The sequence below is a fragment of the Kocuria sabuli genome, assembly GCF_040981185.1.
Lineage (GTDB): Bacteria > Actinomycetota > Actinomycetes > Actinomycetales > Micrococcaceae > Kocuria > Kocuria sabuli.
Genome location: NZ_JAVHZE010000023.1, coordinates 1 through 21,142 on the forward strand (window position 1 = coordinate 1; position 21,142 = coordinate 21,142).

The 21,142-nt window shown below is 74.5% G+C and carries 21 protein-coding genes; 18 read left to right on the forward strand and 3 right to left on the reverse strand.

The annotated features are described in order from the left end of the window. Window positions 1-841 precede the first annotated feature (841 nt). On the forward strand, window positions 842-1,054 hold the full coding sequence (locus RE027_RS16080; protein ID WP_368809289.1) for a hypothetical protein: 213 nt from the start codon (window positions 842-844) through the stop codon (window positions 1,052-1,054). A gap of 149 nt (window positions 1,055-1,203) precedes the next feature. Here RE027_RS16080 and RE027_RS16085 read toward each other — a convergent pair whose 3' ends face one another. Together RE027_RS16085 and RE027_RS16090 are read right to left on the reverse strand one after the other, a co-directional pair. Beyond that, window positions 1,204-2,259, reverse strand: coding sequence for a Gfo/Idh/MocA family protein (locus RE027_RS16085; protein ID WP_368809290.1), 1,056 nt, complete (start codon window positions 2,257-2,259; stop codon window positions 1,204-1,206). Between the two features lie 43 nt (window positions 2,260-2,302). Continuing rightward, window positions 2,303-2,575: a hypothetical protein gene (locus RE027_RS16090; protein ID WP_368809291.1), complete on the reverse strand. Its 273-nt coding sequence runs from the start codon at window positions 2,573-2,575 to the stop codon at window positions 2,303-2,305. Window positions 2,576-2,851: 276 nt separating this feature from the next. Between RE027_RS16090 and RE027_RS16095 the strand changes: the two genes are divergently transcribed. The 10 genes from RE027_RS16095 to RE027_RS16140 all read left to right on the forward strand — a co-directional run bounded on the left by RE027_RS16095 (window position 2,852) and on the right by RE027_RS16140 (window position 10,547). Further along, window positions 2,852-3,088 (forward strand): hypothetical protein, encoded by a 237-nt coding sequence (locus RE027_RS16095; protein WP_368809292.1) that lies wholly within the window; start codon window positions 2,852-2,854, stop codon window positions 3,086-3,088. 51 nt (window positions 3,089-3,139) lie between these two features. Then, window positions 3,140-4,423: an aminotransferase class V-fold PLP-dependent enzyme gene (locus RE027_RS16100; protein ID WP_368809293.1), complete on the forward strand. Its 1,284-nt coding sequence runs from the start codon at window positions 3,140-3,142 to the stop codon at window positions 4,421-4,423. Between the two features lie 39 nt (window positions 4,424-4,462). Then, window positions 4,463-4,927 carry a Fe-S cluster assembly sulfur transfer protein SufU gene (sufU, locus tag RE027_RS16105; RefSeq protein WP_368809294.1) on the forward strand — a complete coding sequence of 155 codons (465 nt, stop codon included), beginning with the start codon at window positions 4,463-4,465 and terminating at the stop codon, window positions 4,925-4,927. A gap of 43 nt (window positions 4,928-4,970) precedes the next feature. After that, window positions 4,971-6,014, forward strand: coding sequence for an MsnO8 family LLM class oxidoreductase (locus RE027_RS16110; protein ID WP_368809295.1), 1,044 nt, complete (start codon window positions 4,971-4,973; stop codon window positions 6,012-6,014). Window positions 6,015-6,084: 70 nt separating this feature from the next. Then, the gene (locus tag RE027_RS16115) at window positions 6,085-7,545 is read left to right on the forward strand and encodes a trypsin-like serine peptidase (RefSeq protein WP_368809296.1); all 1,461 of its coding nucleotides are present in this window, start codon (window positions 6,085-6,087) and stop codon (window positions 7,543-7,545) included. Further along, the gene (locus RE027_RS16120) at window positions 7,542-7,826 is read left to right on the forward strand and encodes a hypothetical protein (RefSeq protein WP_368809297.1); all 285 of its coding nucleotides are present in this window, start codon (window positions 7,542-7,544) and stop codon (window positions 7,824-7,826) included. Before RE027_RS16115 ends, RE027_RS16120 begins: the two co-directional genes overlap by 4 nt. Before the next feature lie 118 nt (window positions 7,827-7,944). Then, window positions 7,945-8,514 (forward strand): nucleosidase, encoded by a 570-nt coding sequence (locus RE027_RS16125; RefSeq protein ID WP_368809298.1) that lies wholly within the window; start codon window positions 7,945-7,947, stop codon window positions 8,512-8,514. A 38-nt stretch (window positions 8,515-8,552) separates the two neighbouring features. Beyond that, on the forward strand, window positions 8,553-9,269 hold the full coding sequence (locus tag RE027_RS16130; protein WP_368809299.1) for a lipoate--protein ligase family protein: 717 nt from the start codon (window positions 8,553-8,555) through the stop codon (window positions 9,267-9,269). 37 nt (window positions 9,270-9,306) lie between these two features. Continuing rightward, window positions 9,307-10,131, forward strand: a complete 825-nt coding sequence (locus RE027_RS16135) for an SOS response-associated peptidase (protein WP_368809300.1) — start codon at window positions 9,307-9,309, stop codon at window positions 10,129-10,131. Window positions 10,132-10,145: 14 nt separating this feature from the next. After that, on the forward strand, window positions 10,146-10,547 hold the full coding sequence (locus RE027_RS16140) for a pyridoxamine 5'-phosphate oxidase family protein (protein ID WP_368809301.1): 402 nt from the start codon (window positions 10,146-10,148) through the stop codon (window positions 10,545-10,547). Between the two features lie 19 nt (window positions 10,548-10,566). Here RE027_RS16140 and RE027_RS16145 read toward each other — a convergent pair whose 3' ends face one another. Next, window positions 10,567-11,082: a GNAT family N-acetyltransferase gene (locus RE027_RS16145; RefSeq protein WP_368809302.1), complete on the reverse strand. Its 516-nt coding sequence runs from the start codon at window positions 11,080-11,082 to the stop codon at window positions 10,567-10,569. Window positions 11,083-11,378: 296 nt separating this feature from the next. Here RE027_RS16145 and RE027_RS16150 point away from each other — a divergent pair, with 296 nt between their 5' ends. From RE027_RS16150 to RE027_RS16180, 7 genes are all read left to right on the forward strand, one after another. After that, window positions 11,379-11,702, forward strand: a complete 324-nt coding sequence (locus tag RE027_RS16150) for a DUF6504 family protein (protein ID WP_368809303.1) — start codon at window positions 11,379-11,381, stop codon at window positions 11,700-11,702. Between the two features lie 112 nt (window positions 11,703-11,814). Next, window positions 11,815-12,654, forward strand: a complete 840-nt coding sequence (locus RE027_RS16155; protein WP_368809304.1) for a fumarylacetoacetate hydrolase family protein — start codon at window positions 11,815-11,817, stop codon at window positions 12,652-12,654. 65 nt (window positions 12,655-12,719) lie between these two features. Then, window positions 12,720-13,688, forward strand: coding sequence for a TIGR03885 family FMN-dependent LLM class oxidoreductase (locus tag RE027_RS16160; protein WP_368809305.1), 969 nt, complete (start codon window positions 12,720-12,722; stop codon window positions 13,686-13,688). 63 nt (window positions 13,689-13,751) lie between these two features. After that, complete coding sequence (locus tag RE027_RS16165; protein ID WP_368809306.1) at window positions 13,752-17,096, forward strand: DNA polymerase III subunit alpha; 3,345 nt, start codon at window positions 13,752-13,754, stop codon at window positions 17,094-17,096. A 206-nt stretch (window positions 17,097-17,302) separates the two neighbouring features. Continuing rightward, window positions 17,303-18,235 carry a DUF2382 domain-containing protein gene (locus tag RE027_RS16170; RefSeq protein WP_368809307.1) on the forward strand — a complete coding sequence of 311 codons (933 nt, stop codon included), beginning with the start codon at window positions 17,303-17,305 and terminating at the stop codon, window positions 18,233-18,235. 196 nt (window positions 18,236-18,431) lie between these two features. Next, window positions 18,432-20,552 carry a threonine--tRNA ligase gene (thrS, locus tag RE027_RS16175; RefSeq protein WP_368809308.1) on the forward strand — a complete coding sequence of 707 codons (2,121 nt, stop codon included), beginning with the start codon at window positions 18,432-18,434 and terminating at the stop codon, window positions 20,550-20,552. Further along, a complete protein-coding gene (locus RE027_RS16180) occupies window positions 20,549-21,127 on the forward strand; it encodes an HIT family protein (protein ID WP_368809309.1) in 579 nt (192 codons plus the stop codon). The genes thrS and RE027_RS16180 overlap by 4 nt, the downstream gene beginning before the upstream one ends. Window positions 21,128-21,142: the final 15 nt, after the last annotated feature.

The following is a 21,142-nucleotide window of genomic DNA, read 5'->3' on the forward strand; positions in this document are numbered from 1 at the left end:
TCGAGACCCAGGACGGCCCCAAGGGCCCCCAGGCCGCGAACATCACCGTGGTGGCATGAGCTCCCACTGATCTCCTCCTGAGATCCGCGACGCCGGGCTGAAACACCCCGGCGTCGCTCCAGGAATCGCCATCCGGTGGACCGGGTGGCGATTCCTCGTTCCGGCCGCGGGCCCCCGGGCCGCGGCACCACCCCTGCTGTTCTTCTGCACCACCGCAGGACCGTGCAGGGTGCACCTTCCCCGCGGGTGAGCCCAGGCCATGGGCCCGCACCGGCGCACCGCCGCGCCGGGCGTCAGCCCGTCCCTCCGGGCCATCACCGGGCAGGAACACCCCACCGGTTCGACCGCACCGGGATTCTGCACGCCGCCGTGACCCTGGTGCCTGCTCGCCGGCCCCGCGGGGCCGAGTCCGCTCCGTGCCCCGCTGCGTGCGGGGACGGGCGCCGTCTCCCGCCCGCCGGATCCGCCGCGCCCTTCGCCCGGCCCCCGGGCCGGGCACGAGCCGGCACGCTGCCCTCGCCGCGACCCGCCGTGGCCGCCAGGGCCCGGACCGCCGGGGCGGACGGTCCCTCCCCACCGCAGGAGCACCGTTCCTGCGCGCCCGCCCCCACGGGCAGACCGACATGCGCCTCTGATCGGCGCCCCCTCCGACCGGCCGCCCCTGCGGTCGCCGGTCCCTCCGACTGTTGAGAGCTCCACCATCAAACACACACTGTCCGTCCTCGTCGACATCGACCTCGACGGCACCTCCGTCCAGCTGCACATCACCGGATGCCTCACCGAGGCCAACCAGCACGTCCTCCACCCCCTGATCCGCCGTGCCCGCGCGCTCACGCCCTCCGTGCACGTCGAGGTCGACCTGGCCGCCCTCCAGCACCTCGAGCCCACGGCGGTGACGCTGCTGCAGTCGGCCGTCGACCACGACGGGTCCTCCGCCGAGTTCGGGAGCGTGCGCGTCTCCGCCCCCGACGGCGCCCGCGCCCACCCATCCTCGCGGAAGCCGTCGAGCCGGCCGTTCCAGCCCGCTCACAGCCTCTCCGCCCTGGCGGCCTGACCGTTGCCCGGCCTCCCGGTGCACCGGCCCCTGCTTCGCGCGCACCTCGCCGGAGCAGGCCCGGTGCCGCGGGCGGGTCCCCGGCGGACGGATCCGGGCCGGGCGGCCCAGGGGGTGCTCGCCACCCCCTCCCACCGGGGACGGCGGACTCAGCCCGCCGCGGTGGGCGGCCGGACGTCGTCGGGGACCTCCCGGGCGCCCGACGCGGCGCTGCGACGGGCGGCGTCGAGCACCGCGGCGACGGCCACGGCGTCCCGGGGGTCCACCGGAACGGCCCCGTCGTCGAGGACCCACCGGGCCACGTCCCGGTAGAAGTCGGCAGGCTCGCCGGCGGCGGTGGGCACGGGGACCGACTCGGTGCCGCGGACCAGCCAGCCGGCCATACCCTCCCCGGGGGCCAGGACGTCGAAGGGGCCGGGGGTGTCCTCGTGGCCGGGCACCAGGAAGGCGCCCGCCGAGCCGAGCACCCGGGTCCGCGGGCCCGGGGCGCCGGCCAGGCTGGCGGCCCACAGGTGGCTCACGGTGCCCGAGGCGTGGTCCAGGGCCAGGAAGACGTCGTCCTCCGCCGGCGTGGTGAGGGCGCGCAGCTCGGCCCGGACACCGCTCACGGGCCCGAACAGCTGCATCGCGGCGTCGACGAGGTGCGGACCGAGGTCGAGCAGCAGCCCGCCGCCCTCGCCGACCGCGTTCTCCCGCCACCGGTTCTTCGGCACCGGCCGCCAGCGCTCCCAGCGGCGCTCGAACCGGTGCACGTCGCCCAGCCGGCCCTCCGCGAGGACCCGGGCCAGGGTCAGCTGCTCGGCGTCCCAGCGCCGGTTGTGGAAGACGGTCAGCGGCGTACCGGTGGCCTCGGCCCGCCGGACGACGGCGGCGGCTCCCTCGCGGTCGAGGGCGAGCGGCTTGTCGACGACCACCGGGATCCCTGCGTCCAGCCCGGCCAGTGCGTGCTCGACGTGCCGGCCCGTCGGCGAGGCGACGACCAGCACGTCCGGCCGGGAGCTCCCCAGCAGCGCGGCGAGGTCCGGGTGCACCGTCACACCGGGCCAGTCGGCGCCCGCCTCGGCGCGGCGGGCGGGGTCGGTCGTGACGACGTCGGTGACCCGGCAGCCCGCCCGGCGCAGCAGCTGCGCGTGGAACTGCCGCCCGGCCATGCCGTATCCGACCAGTCCGGCGGTGAGGGTGCGTCCTGCGCGCTGTTCGGCCATGCCGTCACGTTATCGGACCGGCCGCGTCACCGAGGGGCGCGGGTCACGCCTCCGACATGCCGTCGATGGGCCGCAGGTCCCGGGAGCACGGCACGCGGGCGTCGGGGACCAGGCGGTTGGTGACCCGTGCGAGGCTGTCCCGGTGCCGGGGGACCAGGTGCAGGGCGTGGTGGAGATAGGCGTCGACCTCCAGCTCGTCGACCTCCCCGCCCAGCCGGCGGTACTCCCGCCACAGTTCGCGCACGCCCAGCCCGGCCCCGGTGATCGCGGCGCGGATCATCCTGGCCTGCGTCCTGGCGATCGTCCGGTCGTCCATCCTGCACCTTTCGACCAGTTCCACCCAGCGTAGTCCTGCCCGGCGGCGCGCGGGAGGGGACGGTGCCGCCTCGGGCCCGGGGCGGCACCCGCCCCGACGGTCTCCTCCCCGTCCGGTCCTGCCGCAGACCGGTGTCCTCGACGCCCGGCCGGACCGGCACCGGGTTTGGTCCCGCTGCGCGGGGGAGGGAGCATGGTCCTGCGCACCGGGTGCGCCGCCGCGGGCGGGCACTGCAGGGACCCAGAGGCGCCACGGACCGCATGCGAGAAGGACACCATGACCCAGCACGAGACCCACGACGACGAGCCGGGCCGGCCCCGGCGCAGCCTCTTCCGCCGCTTCGACGACTTCGCCATGCGGTTCTACGGTCCCGCGGCGCGCAGCCGCCGGGACCTGCGCGGACAGGACCAGCCCAGCGAGCGGACCCAGCAGTGGTACCAGGACCTGCAGGAGGAGTTCGTGGTGGAGAAGGACGCGAACGGCCGCACCTACCTGCGTCCCCGCCACCGTTAGACGCCCCCACGGCCGGACGTCCTCACCGCCCGAGACGTAGAGTGTGGAGCCATGGACGGAAACGACGCGCTGCCGCTGACCGATGCCGAGGTGCGCGGGATCCGGGAGGACTTCCCGCTGCTGACGGGCACCCCGGGGGCCTATCTGGACTCGGGGGCGACCTCGCAGAAGCCGCTGGCGGTGCTGGACGCCGAGCGGGAGTTCTACCTGCACCGCAACGCCGCGGTCCACCGCGGTGCCCACGCCCTGGCGGTGGAGGCCACCGACGCCTACGAACAGGCCCGCCGGGTGGTGGCCGGCTTCGTCGGGGCCACCGAGGCCGAGCTGGTGTGGACCTCCAACGCCACCGAGGCGATCAACCTGCTCGCCTACTCCTTCTCCAACGCCGCCGCCGGGCGCGGGGGCGGGGCGGCCGCCCGGTTCCGGCTCGGGCCCGGCGACGAGATCGTCATCACCGAGGCCGAGCACCACGCCAACCTCATCCCCTGGCAGGAGCTGGCCGCCCGCACCGGGGCGGTGCTGCGCTGGATCCCCGTCGACGAGGCCGGGCTGCTCGACCACGAGGCCGCCCGGCAGGTGATCGGGGAGCGCACCCGGGTGCTGGCCTTCTCCCACGTCTCCAACGTCACCGGTGCGGTCACCGACGTCGCCGACCTCGTGGGCCTGGCCCGGGAGGCCGGGGCGCTGACCGTGCTGGACGCCTGCCAGTCGGTCCCGCACCTGCCGGTGGACCTGCCCGCACTCGGGGTGGACTTCGCGGTGTTCTCCGGGCACAAGATGCTCGGACCCACCGGCATCGGGGCGCTGTGGGGGCGGACCGAGCTGCTGGACGCGATGCCGCCCTTCCTCACCGGCGGGTCCATGATCACCCGGGTCACGATGGAGGGCGCCGAGTACCTGTCCGCTCCGACCCGGTTCGAGGCCGGCACCCAGCGCATCAGTCAGGCCGTGGCCCTGGCCGCGGCGGTGGAGTACCTGCAGGGGGTCGGGATGGAGCGGGTCGCCGCCCACGAGCGGGCGCTGGGGCAGCGGCTGGCCGCCGGGCTCGCCGAGCTGGAGGGGGTCCGGCTGATCGGCCCGCCCCCGGGCGCGGAGCGGGTGGGGCTGGCGGCGGTGGACGTGGACGGGGTGCACGCCCACGACGTCGGCCAGCTGCTCGACGTCGCGGGGGTGGCCGTGCGGGTGGGCCACCACTGCGCCCAGCCGCTGCACCGGGCACTGGGGCTGACGGCCTCCACCCGGGCCAGCGGCTACCTCTACACCACCACCGAGGACGTGGACCGGTTCCTCACCGAGCTCGCCGGGGTCCGCTCCTACTTCCGCGTGGCCGGCTGAGCCCGTGCGCACCTTGCCGGAGCACCCGAGGAGACGACGATGAGCGCGCTGGACGGCCTGTACCAGGAGGTGATCCTGGACCACGCCAAGCGGCGGTCCGGGCAGGGCCTGACCGCGCCCGCCCCGGGGCACGGCAGCGGGGAGTCGCACCAGTACAACCCCACGTGCGGCGACGAGATCACCGTGCGCGTCGAGCTCACCGGCGCCCTGGAGGACGCTGAGCCCGTGGTGGCCCGGCTCAGCTGGGAGGGCGAGGGCTGCTCGATCTCCATGGCCGCGGCCTCCGTGCTGGCCGAGACCGCCCCCGGGATGAGCCGGGCCGAACTGGAGGAGCTGATCGGGGCGTTCCGGGAGCTACTGCGGTCCCGCGGCACCGTGGTCCCCGACGAGGAGGTCCTCGGCGACGCTGCCGCCTTCGCCGGGGTCTCCCGGTTCGTGGCCCGGGTCAAGTGCGCGATGCTCGGCTGGGTCGCCGCCGAGGAGGCCCTCGGCCGGACCGGCTGAGCGGCCCCGGAATTCCTCCCCGGCCGCGGCGGTTGAGCCGGACATGCCCCTCTCCGACGTCGCCCTCTCCCTGCTCGACCGCGCCAACACCCGGCGCGGGTCCACGGAGTCCGAGGCGCTCGCCGCCGTCCTGGACCGGGCCGAGCGCGCGGAGGACCTGGGCTACCACCGGTTCTGGGTGGCCGAGCACCACGGGGTGCCCGGCATCGCGGGCTCCGCGCCGGCGGTGCTGATGGCCGCCGCGGCCGCCCGCACCCGCCGGATCCGGATCGGCTCGGGCGGGATCATGCTCCCCAACCACCAGCCCCTCGTGGTCGCCGAGCAGGCCGCCACCCTGGAGGCCCTGCACCCCGGCAGGATCGACCTCGGCGTGGGCCGCTCGCTCGGGTTCACCGCGGCCGTCCGGGACGCGCTGCGCACCGGCACGGAGGCCGCGGACCGGTTCGGGGACGACCTCGCGGACCTGCTCGCCCACCTCTCCGGCACCGCGCCCGTGACCGCCCGGCCCCGCGACCACGCCGCGACCCCGGTCTTCGTGCTGGCGACCGGTGCCGGGGTGCGGATCGCGGCGCGGGCCGGGCTCGCCGTGGTGCTGGGCGGCCCCGCCCTGGTCCGGGAGGGCCCGGCCGGCGGCGTCGCGGTGCTGGAGCGCTACCGGGCGCAGTTCCGCCCGTCGTCGTGGTGGCCGGCCCCCTACGTGGTGGTCTCGGCGAACGTGGCGGTGGCCCGGACCCGGGAGGCCGCCCGGCGGCTGCTGCTGCCCGAGGCCCGCGCCCTGGCCCTCTCCCGGACGCGGGGCGAGTTCCCGCCCCTGGAGCCCGCGGAGCTCGCGGAACCGGACGCGCTGCCGGCCCGCGAGCGGGCCCTCGTGGAGGAGTCCCTGGCGGCCTCCGTCCACGGCACGGCCCCGGAGGTCCGGGCGCAGCTGGAGCACCTGGTCGAGCGGACCGGTGCCGACGAGCTCCTGGTGACCGGCGGGGCCTACGACCTCGACGCCCAGGCGGCCTCGGACCGCCGGCTCGCCGCGCTGTTCAGGGCGCGGAGACCGGACGTGACCCGGACCGCCGGAGCCGTAACACCGCAATAACGCCGGCCGGAGCAGCATGGCCCCTGTGCACCCCGGCGTCGGGTGCGGGGACCGAGGACAGGGGAGCACCGTGACCGCTGAAGGGCTCGAACAGGTGGACCACGACCTGCTGCTGGAGGAGCTGCGGGCCAGAGCGGCGGGCGTCGCGGGCGCGGGCCGGCAGGCAGAGGCCGCACGGACCGGCGGGCCTGGGACGCCGACGCTCCCCGCCCGCGAGAGGCCCCGCCCGCCCGCGCTCGCCGAGGCGTCCACCGAGGCCCTGGCCGATGCCCTGCGCAGCGTCCAGAAGGTCGTCTACGGGACCGACGACCGACGGGACGTCTACCAGGTGAGCGACACCGCCCTGCTGCGCGACGCCGACAGCTCGGTGGCGCTCGTGCGCGCGGAGCAGCTCACCGACAACGGTGACGGGACCTCCACCCTGACCGGCCCGGTCATCGGTGACGAGTACGGCCTGTGCGCCGACGAGCCCTTCCGCACCCAGCCGACGATCGCGTTCTGCTCCGGATTCCTCGTCGACCCGAGCATCGTGGTGACGGCCGCCCACTGCCTGGACAGCGACAGCCTGGCCGGCACCCGCTTCGTCTTCGGCTACCAGATGCAGGACGCGACCACCCCCGTCACCCGGTTCCCCCACGAGGAGATCCGCCACGGCCACCGGATCCTCGGCCGCGCGATCGGCACCGAGGGCACCGACTGGTGTGTCGTCCAGCTGGACCGTCCCGTGCTCCACCACCGCCCCGTCACGGTCCGGCGCACCGGGAAGATCGCGGACGGGGCGGACGTGCACGTCATCGGGCACCCTTCGGGACTGCCGAAGAAGATCGCCGGGGGCGCGGTCGTACGGGACAACACCCCCGGCCGATTCTTCGTGGCCAACCTCGACACCTACGGCGGCAACTCGGGATCGCCCGTGTACGACTCGACCACGCACCTCCTGGAGGGCATCCTCGTGCGCGGCGAGACCGACTACGTCCAGGTGGGAGACTGCCTGCGCTCCAACGTGTGCCCCGCGAACGGCTGCAACGGCGAGGACGTCACCCGAGCCACGGAGTTCGCCGAGCTCGTGCCCGAGAACCGGCACGACATCGTCCCCTTCGACCCCGCCACGGCGCACGTGGTCCGGGCGGGCGGCCGCTGGAAGATCGAGGCGAGCGGGATGTGGTTGCTGGACTTCGGCGCCTCCCGCGAGGAGGCGGAGCAGGCGCTGCGCGTCATCACCCACTACGGGTTCAACGCCCAGGGCTTCGTCGGACGCCCCGCGCCGTCCATGGAGTTCTACCTCGTCGACGGCGTGGCGCCGCAGGGGTCGCTGCCGGACGAGGACCGCATCGCCTTCGACCCGGCCACCGTGGAGGTCCGTCAGGTCGACGGCCGCTGGAAGCTCGTGGACGGGGACCACTGGATCCTCGACTTCGGGACCTCGCAGGCGGAGGCGCGCCAGGCGCTGAGCTACGTGCTCCGGTACGGGTTCCGCTGGATCTGCTTCGTCGGGCGGCCCGACCCGTCGATGACCTACTTCACGCGGTGAGCGCCGGGTTCCCCTCGGCGAGCACGCCCGACGAACTCGACCGCCGCGTGTCCTCCGCGCTCGCCGACGGCGGCACGCCCGAACGGGTCGCTGCGGCACTCTCCGGGCAGCCGGGGCTCAGCGCGCGGCTGCGGCCCGGCCTGGTCAAGACCTCGCCGCCGCTCGTGGAGCTGGACGTGGAGCTGCTCATGGAGCCCACGGGGCGGAGGGTGCACCGGGTGTACGACCTCGCCGTGCACCCGGACGGCCGCGTCGAGCTGCGCGGCCGGCACGAGCCGTGAGCCCCACGCCCCTGCTCTCGCGCGCCGGCTCCCCGGGACCGCAGGTTCCCGTCCGGCGTGCCGGATCGGCGGCACCCGGGGGAGCCGAGGACGGGGAGGAGGCGGCTAGAGTGGCCGGGTGCAGAAACTCCTCGTGCTCGCCGCCCACCCCCTGGAGACCAAGTACCTCCCGGACGACATCGACCTGGTCCTGACCGGCGTCGGGATGTCGGCCGCCGCGGTGCGCGCCACCGAGGCCGTCCTCACCCGCTGCCCGGACCCGGCCCGGAGGCACGAGCTGACGGTGCTCAACATCGGCAGCGCCGGGGCGCTGAAGGACGGGCTGAGCGGGGTGCACGAACCGTCCCGGGTCATCAACCGCGACGTGGACGAGGACCTGCTGCGCGCCGCCGGGTTCACGGTGGACAACGTGATCGAGCTCGGCGGGACCGGGCCCGTGCTGGCCACCGGGGACTCCTTCGTGGCCGGGGGCGCGGTGCGCGACGCGCTCGCCGCCCGGGCCGACCTCGTGGACATGGAGGGCTACGCCGTCGCGGTGGCCTGCCGGCACCTGGGGGTGCGGCTGCGGATGGTCAAGCACGTCTCCGACGCCGCCGACGAGGCCGCGCTCGCGTGGGACGAGCTGGTCGAGGTCAGCGCCCGGGACCTGGGACGGTGGTTCCGCGAGAGCGGGATCGCCGGGTCCTGAACCGCGCGTCCCGGCCCGCGACTAGACTGGGGCGCAGCATGAAACTTCTCCGCCAGCGCGAGTCCCTGGGCGCCCAGCAGGACTACGAGAGCGCCATGACCCTCCTCGCCGACGTCCGCCGCACGGGTCCCGTCCTGCGCCTCTACGAACCGGCCCCCACGGTCGCCTTCGGCCGCCGGGACGAGCTGCTCCCCGGCTTCGCCGACGCCGCCCGCGCCGCCCGGGAGAGCGGCTTCGAGCCCCTGGTCCGCCGGGTGGGCGGGCGCGCTGCGGCCTACCACGGCGGGTGCCTGATCGTGGACCACCTGGAGGCCGTCGAGGACCCGACCACGGGCATCCAGGACCGCTACCGGCTGTTCGGGGACATGGTCGTGGCGGCGCTGGAGGAGCTCGAGGTCGAGGCCGACGTCGGGGAGATCCCCGGCGAGTACTGCGCCGGGGAGCACAGCGTGCACGGGACGCACCCGGTGTCGTCGCCGAGCGCGGGCCGGAGGGTGAAGCTGGCCGGGACCGCCCAGCGGGTGGTCGCGGGCGCCTGGTACTTCAGCACCGTGCTCGTCGTCGAGCAGTCCGAGCCGATCCGCTCGGTGCTCACCGACGTCTACGCCGCCCTGGACCTGGCGTGGGACCCCGCGACCGCGGGGTCCGTGGACGACCTGCGCCCGGGCACGACCGTGGCCGACGTCGAGCGCGGGATCCGCAAGGTGTACGGCATGTACTCCGAGTACCTGGGGTACGGGCCGCTCACCGACTGAGCCCCGGCGGGAGCCGGGCAGAGCGAGGAGGCACCAGATGTGCGGACGCTACGTCATCGCGCGGGCCGTGGGCGAGCTCGTGGCCGGGACCGGGGCCGTCCCGGACGAGAGCCTCGGCGACGCCGCCGACGCCGAGCGGCTGCGGGCCAACTGGAACACCGCGCCCACCACCGACGTGCCGATCGTCCTGGAGCGCCTCGGCGACGACGGCGGGGAGCTGGTCCGGGAGCTGCACGTCGCCCGCTGGGGACTGGTCCCGGGCTGGGCCAAGGACCCGGCGGTCGGGTCGAAGATGTTCAACGCCCGCTCCGAGACCGTCCTCGAGAAGCCGTCCTTCCGCAAGGCGGTCCGGGCCCGCCGGTGCGCGGTCCCGGCCAACGGCTACTACGAGTGGAAGCGTGAGCCGGGTCCCGGCAAGGGCGGGCGCAAGCAGCCCTACTACGTCCACCCGGCCGATCCGGCGGAGACCATCTGGTTCGCCGGGATCTACGAGTGGTGGCGGGTGCCCGAGGGCACCCAGCTGCACTCGGCGGCCCTGCAGCCCGGCCGGGACGGCGGGGGCAGCGCGTGGCTGCTGTCCTGCTCGATCCTCACCACCGACTCCCCGGAGCCCTCCGCCGAGCACCCCGTGCTCGGCGAGCTGCACGAGCTGCACGACCGGATGCCGGTCCCGCTGGCCCCCGAGCACGTCGACGACTGGCTGCGCCCGGGGGAGGACGACGCCCCGCAGCTGGTGGACCTGGTCCGGGCCGAGGCGCGCCGCACGGCCGCCCGGTGGGTGCTCGACCCGGTGGACCCGGCGGTCGGCAACGTGCGCAACAACTCCCCGGAGCTCGTCCTCCCGCAGCGGAGCCTGTTCTGAGCGCCCGGGAGTCCGTGCGCCGGGTCCGCGACTTCGTCCGGGCCCACGGCGGCGGGGTGGTGGCGACCAACAGCGGCACGGGCTGCCCCGAGTCCGCGTGGATCAACCTCGCGGCCCTCGACGACGGGCGGCTGGTCTTCGGCACGAACGAGCGCAGTCGCAAGTACGGGAACCTCCTGGCCGATCCCCGGGTCTCCCTGGTGGTGGTCTCGGGGGACGGTCAGGAGTTCCAGCTCGAGGGGGAGGCCTCGGTGCTCGAGGGTTCCGCGGCCCGGGACGCCGGCGAGCTGCTGGAGGCGCGTCACCCGGGGGCCACGGGCAAGGCCAGCACCCGGCTCGTGGCCGTGCGCCCGCACTGGGCCCGGTTCGTGGACGTCGCGGCCGAGCCCCCGGTCCGGGAGGACCTCACGCTGTGAGCGGGGGCCCCGCCGGGGCTCAGACGTAGTCCGACTCGTAGTCCGTCTCGGGCACCCAGCGGTTGAAGTCGAGCGTCAGGTACAGCGCGAGCGCCGCCGCGTTGTCCTCCGCGATGCGCAGGCACACCTGGTCGTGGCCGTTGTCGTAGAGGGTGCCCATGGCGCAGCGCACCAGCTGCTCGGCCAGCCCCTGGCGCCGGCGGGAGGCCGCCGTGAAGAGCTCGAAGATGTAGGGGGCGTCGGGCAGGTCGTCGCCGACGCGCCGGGCCAGGACCAGGGCGGCGGCCACGACGGTCCCGTCCTCGTCCACCACCACCGGCGAGGCCTCGGGGAGGAACGGGCCGTACTCGCCGTCGAAGACGCCCCGCACGACCGTGCGCGCCTCCTCGAGGCTGGAGACCCCGCCCTGCTCGTAGGAGGAGTAGTAGAGCTGGGCGAGACTCTCGGTGTCCTCCGGGGTGGCCGGTCGCAGGGTCACGGCGGGAGCCTTGGTGTTCTCCGCAGTGTGGGCGATCAGCGTGATGGTTCCGCTCATGGAGGCCTCCGTGATGTCGGCGCCGGCTGCTCCGGCGGGTCGGGAGAGGGACAGGGGACGACCTGGGGGGTCTCGCGGGGCAAGCCCTCCGTCCTCTCAGCGTATCCATTTCGCTGGTCTTGTCCATGCTTCCCGGCGGCGGGTCGCGGCGGCGGGGACCCCGGTCGGGGCCGGTTCCCCCACTGGGAACACGTGTTCCGTCAGTGCGGTCCGAAGGATTAGCCTGTCGTACAGGTGTTCTAGCTTCCAGGGGAGCAGGGCGCGCCGCGCGCCCGCCGAGGAAGGGAGGAGCCGTCGTGGGCTTTCTGACGGAGAGCGTCGAGGTGGACTGCGGGGCCGACGGGGTGCCGGTGGCCGTGCACTGGCGCGGGCGGGGCTACCGGGTGGCGCAGGAGCCCGTGCGCTGGTACGAGCGCCGGGCGTGGTGGGCCGAGGACGCCCGGCTGCCCGCGGACCGCGGGATCGGGGCGGTGGACCAGCAGATGTGGCGGGTCCAGGTCCAGCTCACCCTCCGCTCCGAGCTGCTGACCCTCGAGCTCGTCCACACCCTCGACACCGGGCGCTGGCGGCTGCTCGCGGCCACGAGCTCCTCGGGGGCCCAGGTGGTGCGCTGCGCCTAGGGGCCGCGCCCGGTCCGGCCCGCGCCGGGCGCATAGGATCGGGGTCAGGACCCGCCCACCCGGACCGGCGGGGCCCGCAGCGCAGCACCCGCGGCACAGAAAGGCGGTACCCGTGCGACTCGGCACCGTGCGACGGAACGGCACCACCCAGGCCTTCCGTCAGGAGGGCGGGCGGACCGTCTACCTCCCCGTCCCCGACGTCGGGGCCCTCCTCGCGGGGGGCGACCTGCGGCTGCCGGGGGAGCCGGGCCCCGCGCCCGCCCCGGAGGAGCTGGCGGCACCCGTCCTGCGCCCCGGCAAGATCCTGTGCGCCGGGCTCAACTACTACGACCACGCGGAGGAGGTCGGCCAGGAGATCCCGGAGCACCCCACGATCTTCGCGAAGTACGCCACCGCGCTCATCGGCCCCGCCGACCCCATCGCCATGCCGGAGGAGTCGGAGAAGATCGACTGGGAGGCCGAGCTCGTCGTGGTGATCGGCTCGGTCCTGCGCCACGCCACCCCCGAGCGGGCCCGCGCCGCGATCGCCGGGTACACGGTCATGAACGACATCTCGGTGCGGGACTGGCAGGGCCGGACCTCCGAGTGGTTCCAGGGCAAGAACTTCGACCGCACCACTCCCGTGGGGCCGGTGGTCGTGACCCCGGACGAGGTCGACCCCGAGGCGGGACTGGCCGTCCGCTGCAGCGTCGACGGCGTGCTCCACCAGGACTCCCGCACCGACCGGATGATCTTCTCGGCCGTGGAGCTGGTGGAGTACATCAGCCGGTTCCTGACCCTCGAGCCCGGGGACCTCGTGGCCTGCGGCACCCCCGCCGGCGTGGGCCTGGCCCAGAAGCCCCGCCGGATCTGGCTGCGCGACGGCCAGGAGGTCGTCACCGGGATCGAGGGCATCGGGGAGCTGCGCAACGTCTGCACCCCCGCCGAGGACCTCCCGCCGCGGCGCGGCTGACCCCGCCCGGCGGACCCCGCCCACCCGCTCTCCCCGACCGCACCCGACCCCGACCGGAGGGACCCATGGCGACGATCGGCTTCCACGCCTCCCACGAACAGATTCCGCCCGAGCAGCTGCTGCGCGACGTCCGGCACGCCGAGCAGGCCGGCTTCGGCGCCGCCATGTGCTCCGACCACCTCGAGCCGTGGTCCCCGCGCCAGGGCCACTCCGGCTTCGCCCTGTCCTGGCTGGGGGCGGCGCTGGCCACCACGGAGCTGCCCTTCGGATTCGTGCACGCCCCCGGCCGGCGCTACCACCCCGTGGTCACCGCCCAGGCCACGGCCACCCTCGCCCGCATGTTCCCCGGCCGGCTCTGGACCGCCCTGGGCAGCGGGCAGAAGCTCAACGAACGCCCCGTCAGCCCCGAGTGGCCGGGCAAGGAGCAGCGCCAGCAGTTCCTCGGGGCGAGCTTCGACGTCGTCCGCCGCCTGCACGCGGGGGAGGAGGTCAGCTGCCGCGAGCCGGTGCACGCCGACCGCGCCCGCGTCTGGGACCCCCCGGAGGTCCCGCCGTCCCTGCTGGTGGCCGCGCTCACCCCGGCCACCGTCCGCCGCTTCGCCCCCGTGGCCGACGGGTTCATCACCGTCAACCAGCCCCTCGAGGACCTGCGCCGGATGCTCGGGGCCTGGCGCGAGGCCGGCGGCACCGGGCGGGCGGCGCTGCAGGTGCACCTGAGCTGGGCGCCCTCCCCGGAGCAGGCCCGCGCGATCGCCCTCGACCAGTGGCGCACCAACGTCTTCGACCCCGTCACCATGGCCGAGCTCGCCTCGCCCCAGGACTACCTGCGCAGGGCGGTCCAGGAGGACGTCGGGGACGAGCAGATCGCCGGAGCGGTCAACGTCTCCGCCGACCTCGGCCGGCACGCGCAGTGGCTGCACGAGTACGCCGAGCTCGGCTTCGACGAGATCCACCTGCACCACGTGGGACAGGAGCAGGAGGCCTTCCTCGACGCCTTCGGGGACGCGGTGCTGCCCCAGCTCGACCGGGACTGATCCGCAGGCCCCGCACCGGCGTTTGCGATTGACTTAATATCGAACACATATTCGAATACGGGTGTGAGCTTTCCGCACCTGCACGTCGCCACCGCCTTCAGCGCCCACTACGGGGTCAGCCGCCCCTCCGCCCTCGCGGCGGCGGCCGCGGCGGACGGCGCGGACGCGCTCGCCTGCACCGACCGGGACGGGCTCTACGGCGCGGTCAAGCACCTGGGCGCGTGCCGGGAGCACGGCCTCGACCCCGTCCTGGGCGCCGACCTCCTCCTGTACGGCCCCGGGTGCGAGCGCGTCCTCGGCCGCGTGCTGGTCCTCGCCGCCGGCGGGACCGCCGGCGCGGGCTACGCCGCCCTGTGCCGGCTCGTCTCCGCCGCCCACGCCCGCAGCGGCCCGCCCGGGGTGGACCCCGGCCAGATCGCCGACCACGCCGGCCCGCCCGGACCCGCCGGGGCCGTGCTGACCGTGCTGCTCGGGCCCGCCTCCGACGTCGGGCAGGAGCTCGCCGCCCGCCGCTACCGCGCCGGCCGCGCCGCCCTGGCCCGCTGGCGGTCCCGGCTGCCGGCGGAGGCGCTCGCCGTCGAGGTGGTCTCCCACCTGGCCGCCCCCGGCACCGCGGGCAGCACCTCCCACGCGGCCCGGATGCTGCGCGCCGCCCTCGAGACGGGGCTGACCCCCGTGCTCACCAACGCGGTGCGCTACGCGACCCCCGCCGAGGCCGCGACCGCCGACGTCCTCGACGCGGCCCGCGCCCTCACCCCGCTCGAGGCCCTCGGGACGCCGGGGAGGTCCGGGTCCGGGGGTGCCGCCGACCGGCGGGCGCCCCCGGCGGAACCGCTGCAGCCCAACGGCCAGGGCTGGCTCAAGCCCGCCCGGCAGATGCGCTCGCTGGCCGCCGAGATCGCCCGGGCCGCCGATCTCGGGGCCGCGGGCGCCGAGACCCTGCTGGCGGGCACCCGGCAGGTCGCCGACCGGTGCCGCCTGGACCCGGTCGCCGACTGCGGCTGGGGGCGCCCGGTGGTGCCCGAGGCGGCCGTGCTGGGCCTGGACCGCCCGGCCCCGGTGGAGCTGCGCGCCCGCTGCGAGACGGGTCTGGCGCGGCGCTACCCGGGCCGCCGTGCGAGCCCGGCCGTGCGCTCCCGGCTGGAGCGGGAGCTGCGGGTCATCGAGGACCTCGGCTTCGCCTCCTACTTCCTCACCGTGGCCGAGGTCTCCGCGATGATCGGGGCGATGGGCGTCCGCCACGCCGCCCGCGGGTCCGGGGTCTCCTCGCTCGTCAACTACCTGCTCGACGTCTCCCAGGTGGACCCCCTCGAGCACGAGCTGCTCTTCGAGCGCTTCCTCTCCGGCGACCGCTCGACCCTGCCGGACATCGACATCGATGTCGAGTCCGCCCAGCGCCACCGCGTCTACCGGGAGATCTTCGACCGCTTCGGCCCCGAGCGGGTGAGCCTGATGAGCATGCAGAACACCTACCGGGCCCGCGGCGCCGTCCGGGACGCGGGACTGGCGCTCGGCCTCGACCCCGAGACCGTGGACGCCGCGGCCAAGCAGCTGTGGCACCTGCCGGCCTCGGGGCTGCGGGAGACCCTCGCCCGCCGACCGGAGCTGCGGGACTTCGCCGAGCAGGTGGCCCGGGAGAAGCAGCTGGACCTGCTCGTGGACCTCACCGAGCGCCTGGACCGGCTGCCCCGGCACATCTCCATGCACCCGTGCGGGGTGATCCTGGGGGACCGCACCCTCCTGGACCGCACCCCGGTGCAGACCGGCGGGGCCGGGATGCCGATGAGCCAGTTCGACAAGCACGACATGGACCCCATGGGCATGCTCAAGCTCGACATCCTCGGCGTGCGGATGCAGTCGGCGCTGGCCCACGCCGTCGAGGAGGTGGCCCGCGTCCACCCGGGGCGGCCCCGCCTGGACCTCGAGGCCGTCCCCGTCGACGACGAGGCCACGTTCGAGCTCATCCGCTCGACCCACACCCTGGGCTGCTTCCAGATCGAGTCCCCCGGCCAGCGCGAGCTCATCGGCAAGATGGCGCCCACCAGCTTCGGCGACCTCGTCGTGGACATCTCCCTCTTCCGCCCCGGTCCCATGCACTCCGACATGGTCCGGCCCTACCTGGAGCACCGCCACGGCTGGTCCCGGCCCGCCTCCGTCCACCCGCGCCTCGACCCGATCCTCGCCGAGACCCACGGGGTGACCGTCTTCCACGAACAGGTCCTGCGCATCCTCGACACCTTCACCGGGTGCGGTCTCGCCCGGGCCGACGAGCTGCGCCGCCGGCTCGGCTCCGAGCGACAGCTCGAGGTGGAGACGTTCTTCCGCGAGCGGGCCCGGGCGCAGGACTACCCGCTGGACGTCGTGGACCGGGTGTGGGCGGTCCTGGCGGCCTTCGGCTCCTTCGGCTTCTGCAAGGCCCACGGCGCGGCCTTCGCGGTGCCCACCTACCAGTCCGCGTGGCTGAAGACGCACCACCCGGAGGCGTTCCTGGCCGGGCTGTGGGAGCACGACCCCGGGATGTACCCCAAGCGCCTGCTCGTGGGGGAGGCCCGGCGGATGGGCATCCCCGTCCTGCCGGTGGACGTCAACCGCTCCGACGAGCACTACCGCGTGGAGCGCCTCGAGGAGGACCCCGGCCGCCTGGGCGTGCGCCTGGCCCTGACGGGGATCCACGGGGTCTCGCAGGCCGAGGTGCGCCGGATCGCGGCCGGGCGGCCCTACGCCTCGCTCGCGGACCTGCGGCAGCGGGCCCGCCCCGCCCGCCGCACCCTCGAGCGTCTCGCCGCCGTCGGGGCCCTCGACGGCATGCTGCACCGCTCCGGGGGAGCCGCCTCCCGCGCCGACCTGGTGCACGCCCTGCGCGCCCGGGCGGACCGCGAGCGCCCGCCCCGAGCCGCCGCGGCCCGGGAGGTCCCGGGGCAGCTGGCCCTGGACCTGGGGGACCTCGAGCTGCGGGGCCTGCCGGCGGAGCGGCCCGGGCCCACCGTCGAGGAGAAGGTCCGCACCGAGCTGGACCTGCTCGCGGTCGACGTCTCCGCGCACCTCCTGGACAGCTGGGCGCCCCTGCTGCGGGAGCTCGGGGTCACCCCCGCCGAGCGGCTGCTGGAGCTGCGCAACCGCTCCGAGGTGCTCGTGGCGGGCGTGCGGGTCTCGACCATGACCCCGCCCCTGCGCAGCGGCCGGCGGGTGGTCTTCGTCAGCCTCGACGACGGCACGGGGACGGTGGACTGCGCCTTCTTCCCCGACGCCCAGGAGCGCACGGGGCAGCACCTGTTCGGCACGCGGCTGCTGCTGGTGCACGGGCGCACCCGGCGCACGGGCCCCCGCGGGATCAGCCTCAGCGCGGAGCGGGCCTGGGACCTCGCCGACCCGGCGACCCCGGCGGCCGTCCGCGCCCCGGCCCGGTGACCGGCCGGGGAGGCGAGGGCAGAGGGGTGGAAATCCGGACGGATCCGGCAGTTTCACTCTCGGTGAAGCCATTGGCCAGCGGACTGATTGCCAGTATGGTTACTAATAACAGCGGATGAGCTGCACCCCGTCCTCCGGCGGGGATCGTCCGCGACGGGCCCCCTCCTGGGTGCCCGTTGCCCAGCAGACGAAGAGAAGGAGTTCTCATGGCTACGTACGACGTCAACGCACTGCTCTCGGCCACCGCCTACGGGTCGGACGGCGACAAGATCGGCAAGATCGAGCAGGTCTTCCTGGACGACAACACCGAAGAGGTCACCTTCGTGACCGTCAACACCGGTCTGTTCGGCACCAAGGAGAGCTTCGTCCCGGTCGAGGGTGCCCAGCAGGACGGCGACCGCCTCGTGCTCCCCTACGCCAAGGGTGTCGTCAAGGACGCCCCGAACGTGGACGCGGACCAGCACCTCTCCCCGGCCGAGGAGGAGGAGATCTACCGCTACTACAAGATGAACTACTCCGGCACCGGCGACCGGACCGACTACGCCGGCACCGGCACCACCGGCCGTGACTCCCGCGACACGCTGGACACCGACCGCAACGCCGTGCCCGGTGGGGGCACCGCCGGCTACGCCGAGGTCGACCGCGACGCCACCGACCGCAACAGCACCGCGGGGATCGCCGACGTCGACCGCACCGTCACCGACAACAACCGTGACCTCACGGACCGCGACCGCGACCTCACCGACCGTGCCGACAACGGCGTGGTCCGCCACGAGGAGCGACTGCGCGTCGGCAAGGAGGAGCGGGAGACCGGCCGCGCCCGCCTGCGCAAGTACGTGGTGACCGAGCACGAGACCGTCGACGTCCCCGTGGAGCGCGAGGAGGTCCGCGTCGAGCGCACCCCGCTCAGCGGCAACGAGGCGACCACCGGGACCATCGGTGAGGAGGACGTCGAGGTGACCCTCCACGAGGAGCGTCCCGTCGTCGCCAAGGAGACCGTGGGCGTCGAGCGCGTCGAGCTCGACAAGCAGGTCGTCACCGAGACCGAGCGTGTCGACGCCGAGGTCCGCAAGGAGGAGGTCGAGATCGAGTCCGACGCCGACCGCGGCACCGACCGCGACCGTCGCGACCGCATCTGATCGCACCCGATCGCACCGGGCCCCCGTCACCGCGAGGTGACGGGGGCCCGTCGTCGTGCGGGGACCGGCTCGGGCCCCGCCGGGCACCGCTCCCCGGACGGGTACCATCGATGCAGTGCGCGCCGCCTGCCGGTGCCGCTGCCGCGCGCCCCCCGTACGGGTGCGTGCCGTTGCCGACCGAAGGAGACCCCTCCCCATGACCACCGCGCCGGAGCACCAGCCCGAGTCCGCACCCCTCACGATCACCGTCGACGGCGAGCAGCGCACGGTGGGGACCGGCACCACCGCCGCGGACCTGTACCGCGAGGAGCGCTCCGTGGTGGTCGCCCGTGTCGGCGGCGTGCTCAGGGACCTCGCCACCGAGCTCGCCGACGGCGACGTCGTGGAGCGGGTGCTGGTCTCCGAGCCGGAGGGCCTCGAGGTGCTGCGCCACTCCACCGCCCACGTCATGGCCCAGGCCGTGCAGCAGCTGCACGAGGACGCGAAGCTCGGCATCGGCCCGTACATCACCGACGGCTTCTACTTCGACTTCGACGTCGAGCAGGCGTTCACGCCCGAGGACCTCAAGGCCATCGAAAAGCGGATGCAGCGGATCGTGAACTCCACCCAGTCCTTCCGCCGCCGCGCGGTGAGCGAGGCGGAGGCCCGGGCCGAGATGGCGGAGGAGCCGTACAAGCTCGAGCTCATCGGCCTGTCCCAGGGCCCGGGCTCCGGCGGGGACGTGGACGCGGCCGCCGAGGGCGCGTCCGTGGAGGTCGGCGCCGGCGAGCTGACGATCTACGACAACGTGGACCGCAAGACCGGGGAGACGGTCTGGCGGGACCTGTGCCGCGGCCCCCACCTGCCGGACACCAAGCTGATCGGCAACGGCTACGCCCTCATGCGCTCGGCCGCCGCCTACTGGCGCGGCTCCGAGCAGAACAAGCAGCTGCAGCGCATCTACGGCACGGCGTGGCCCTCCAAGGAGGAGCTGAAGGCCTACCGGGACCGTCTCGCCGAGGCCGAGCGGCGCGACCACCGCAAGCTCGGCGCCGAGCTGGACCTGTTCTCCTTCCCCGACGAGCTGGGCTCCGGGCTGCCCGTCTTCCACCCGAAGGGCGGGATCATCAAGCGGGAGATGGAGGACTACGTCCGCGACCGCCACGTCGCCGAGGGCTTCCAGTACGTGGGCACCCCCCACATCTCCAAGGACGGGCTGTTCCACACCTCGGGGCACCTGCCCTACTACGCGGACACCATGTTCCCGCCGCTGCACGTGGACGAGGAGCGCGACGAGGACGGCAACATCACCAAGCCGGGCCAGGACTACCGGCTCAAGGCGATGAACTGCCCGATGCACAACCTCATCTACCGCTCCCGGGGCCGCTCCTACCGCGACCTGCCGCTGCGCCTGTTCGAGTTCGGCCACGTCTACCGCTACGAGAAGTCGGGCGTGGTCCACGGACTCACCCGCGTCCGTGGCTTCGCCCAGGACGACTCCCACTCCTACGTGGCGCGCGAGGACGCCCCGGCCGAGATCCGGCACCTGCTGGAGTTCGTCCTGGGGCTGCTGCGGGACTTCGGCCTCGACGACTTCTACCTCGAGCTCTCCACCCGCGACCCGGAATCGGACAAGTTCATCGGCTCCGAGGAGGAGTGGGAGGAGGCCACCCGCGTCCTGGAGGAGGTCTGCACCGAGACCGGGCTGGACCTCGTCCCGGACCCGGGAGGGGCCGCCTACTACGGGCCGAAGGTCTCCGTGCAGGCCAAGGACGCGATCGGGCGGACCTGGCAGATGTCGACGATCCAGTACGACTTCAACCAGCCGGAGCGCTTCGACCTCGAGTACCAGGCCGCCGACGGCACCCGGCAGCGCCCGGTGATGATCCACTCCGCGAAGTTCGGCTCGATCGAGCGCTTCATGGGCGTGCTCGTGGAGCACTACGCCGGGGCGTTCCCGGCGTGGCTGGCCCCCGTGCAGGTCGTGGCGATCCCGGTGGCCGAGGCGTTCAACGACTACCTGCAGGGCGTGGTGGACACCCTCCGGGCCCGTGGTGTGCGCGTGGAGCTCGACGCGGGCTCGGACCGGTTCCCGAAGAAGATCCGCACCGCCTCCAAGGAGAAGGTGCCCTTCGTGCTCATCGCGGGCGGGGAGGACGCCGAGGCGAACGCCGTGTCCTTCCGCTTCCGCGACGGCTCGCAGGACAACGGCGTCCCGGTCGGCGAGGCCGTCGAGCGGATCGTGGCGCACGTCCAGCGCCGCGTGAACGAGGAGCCGACGGCCGCCCTGCCCGAGGACCCCGGTGCCGCCGCGGAGACGGCGGGGGTGGGGCAGTGACGGGGCGGGCGCCCGAGGACGGGCCCCCGCACCACTGGATCCGCCAGGACGAGTTCGAGATCCCCGGGGTGCCCGACAGCTTCCAGCGGCTGTGGACCCCGCACCGGCTGGCCTACGTGCGCGGGGAGGACCCGTCCGTGCAGGAGGACCCCGGCTGCCCGTTCTGCCACGGCCCGGACCGCGCGGACGAGGAGTCCCTGATCGTCCACCGCGGCGAGCACTGCTTCGTGATCCTCAACCTGTTCCCGTACAACCCGGGACACCTCATGGTCTGCCCGTACCGGCACGTGGCCGACCTGACGGAGCTGAAGGACGGGGAGCTGAGCGAGCTGACGGACCTGACCCGCACCGCCGTGGCGACCATCCGCCAGGTGGCCTCCCCGCACGCGTTCAACGTGGGGATCAACCTGGGGGCTGCCGCGGGCGGCTCGCTCTCCGGGCACCTGCACCAGCACGTGGTGCCGCGCTGGAACGGCGACGCCAACTTCATGCCGGTCCTCGCCGGGACCAAGGCGATCATGCAGACGCTCGGGGACACCCGGCAGGACATCGCCGCGGCCTGGCCTCAGGCCTGAGCCCGGTCCTCGGGC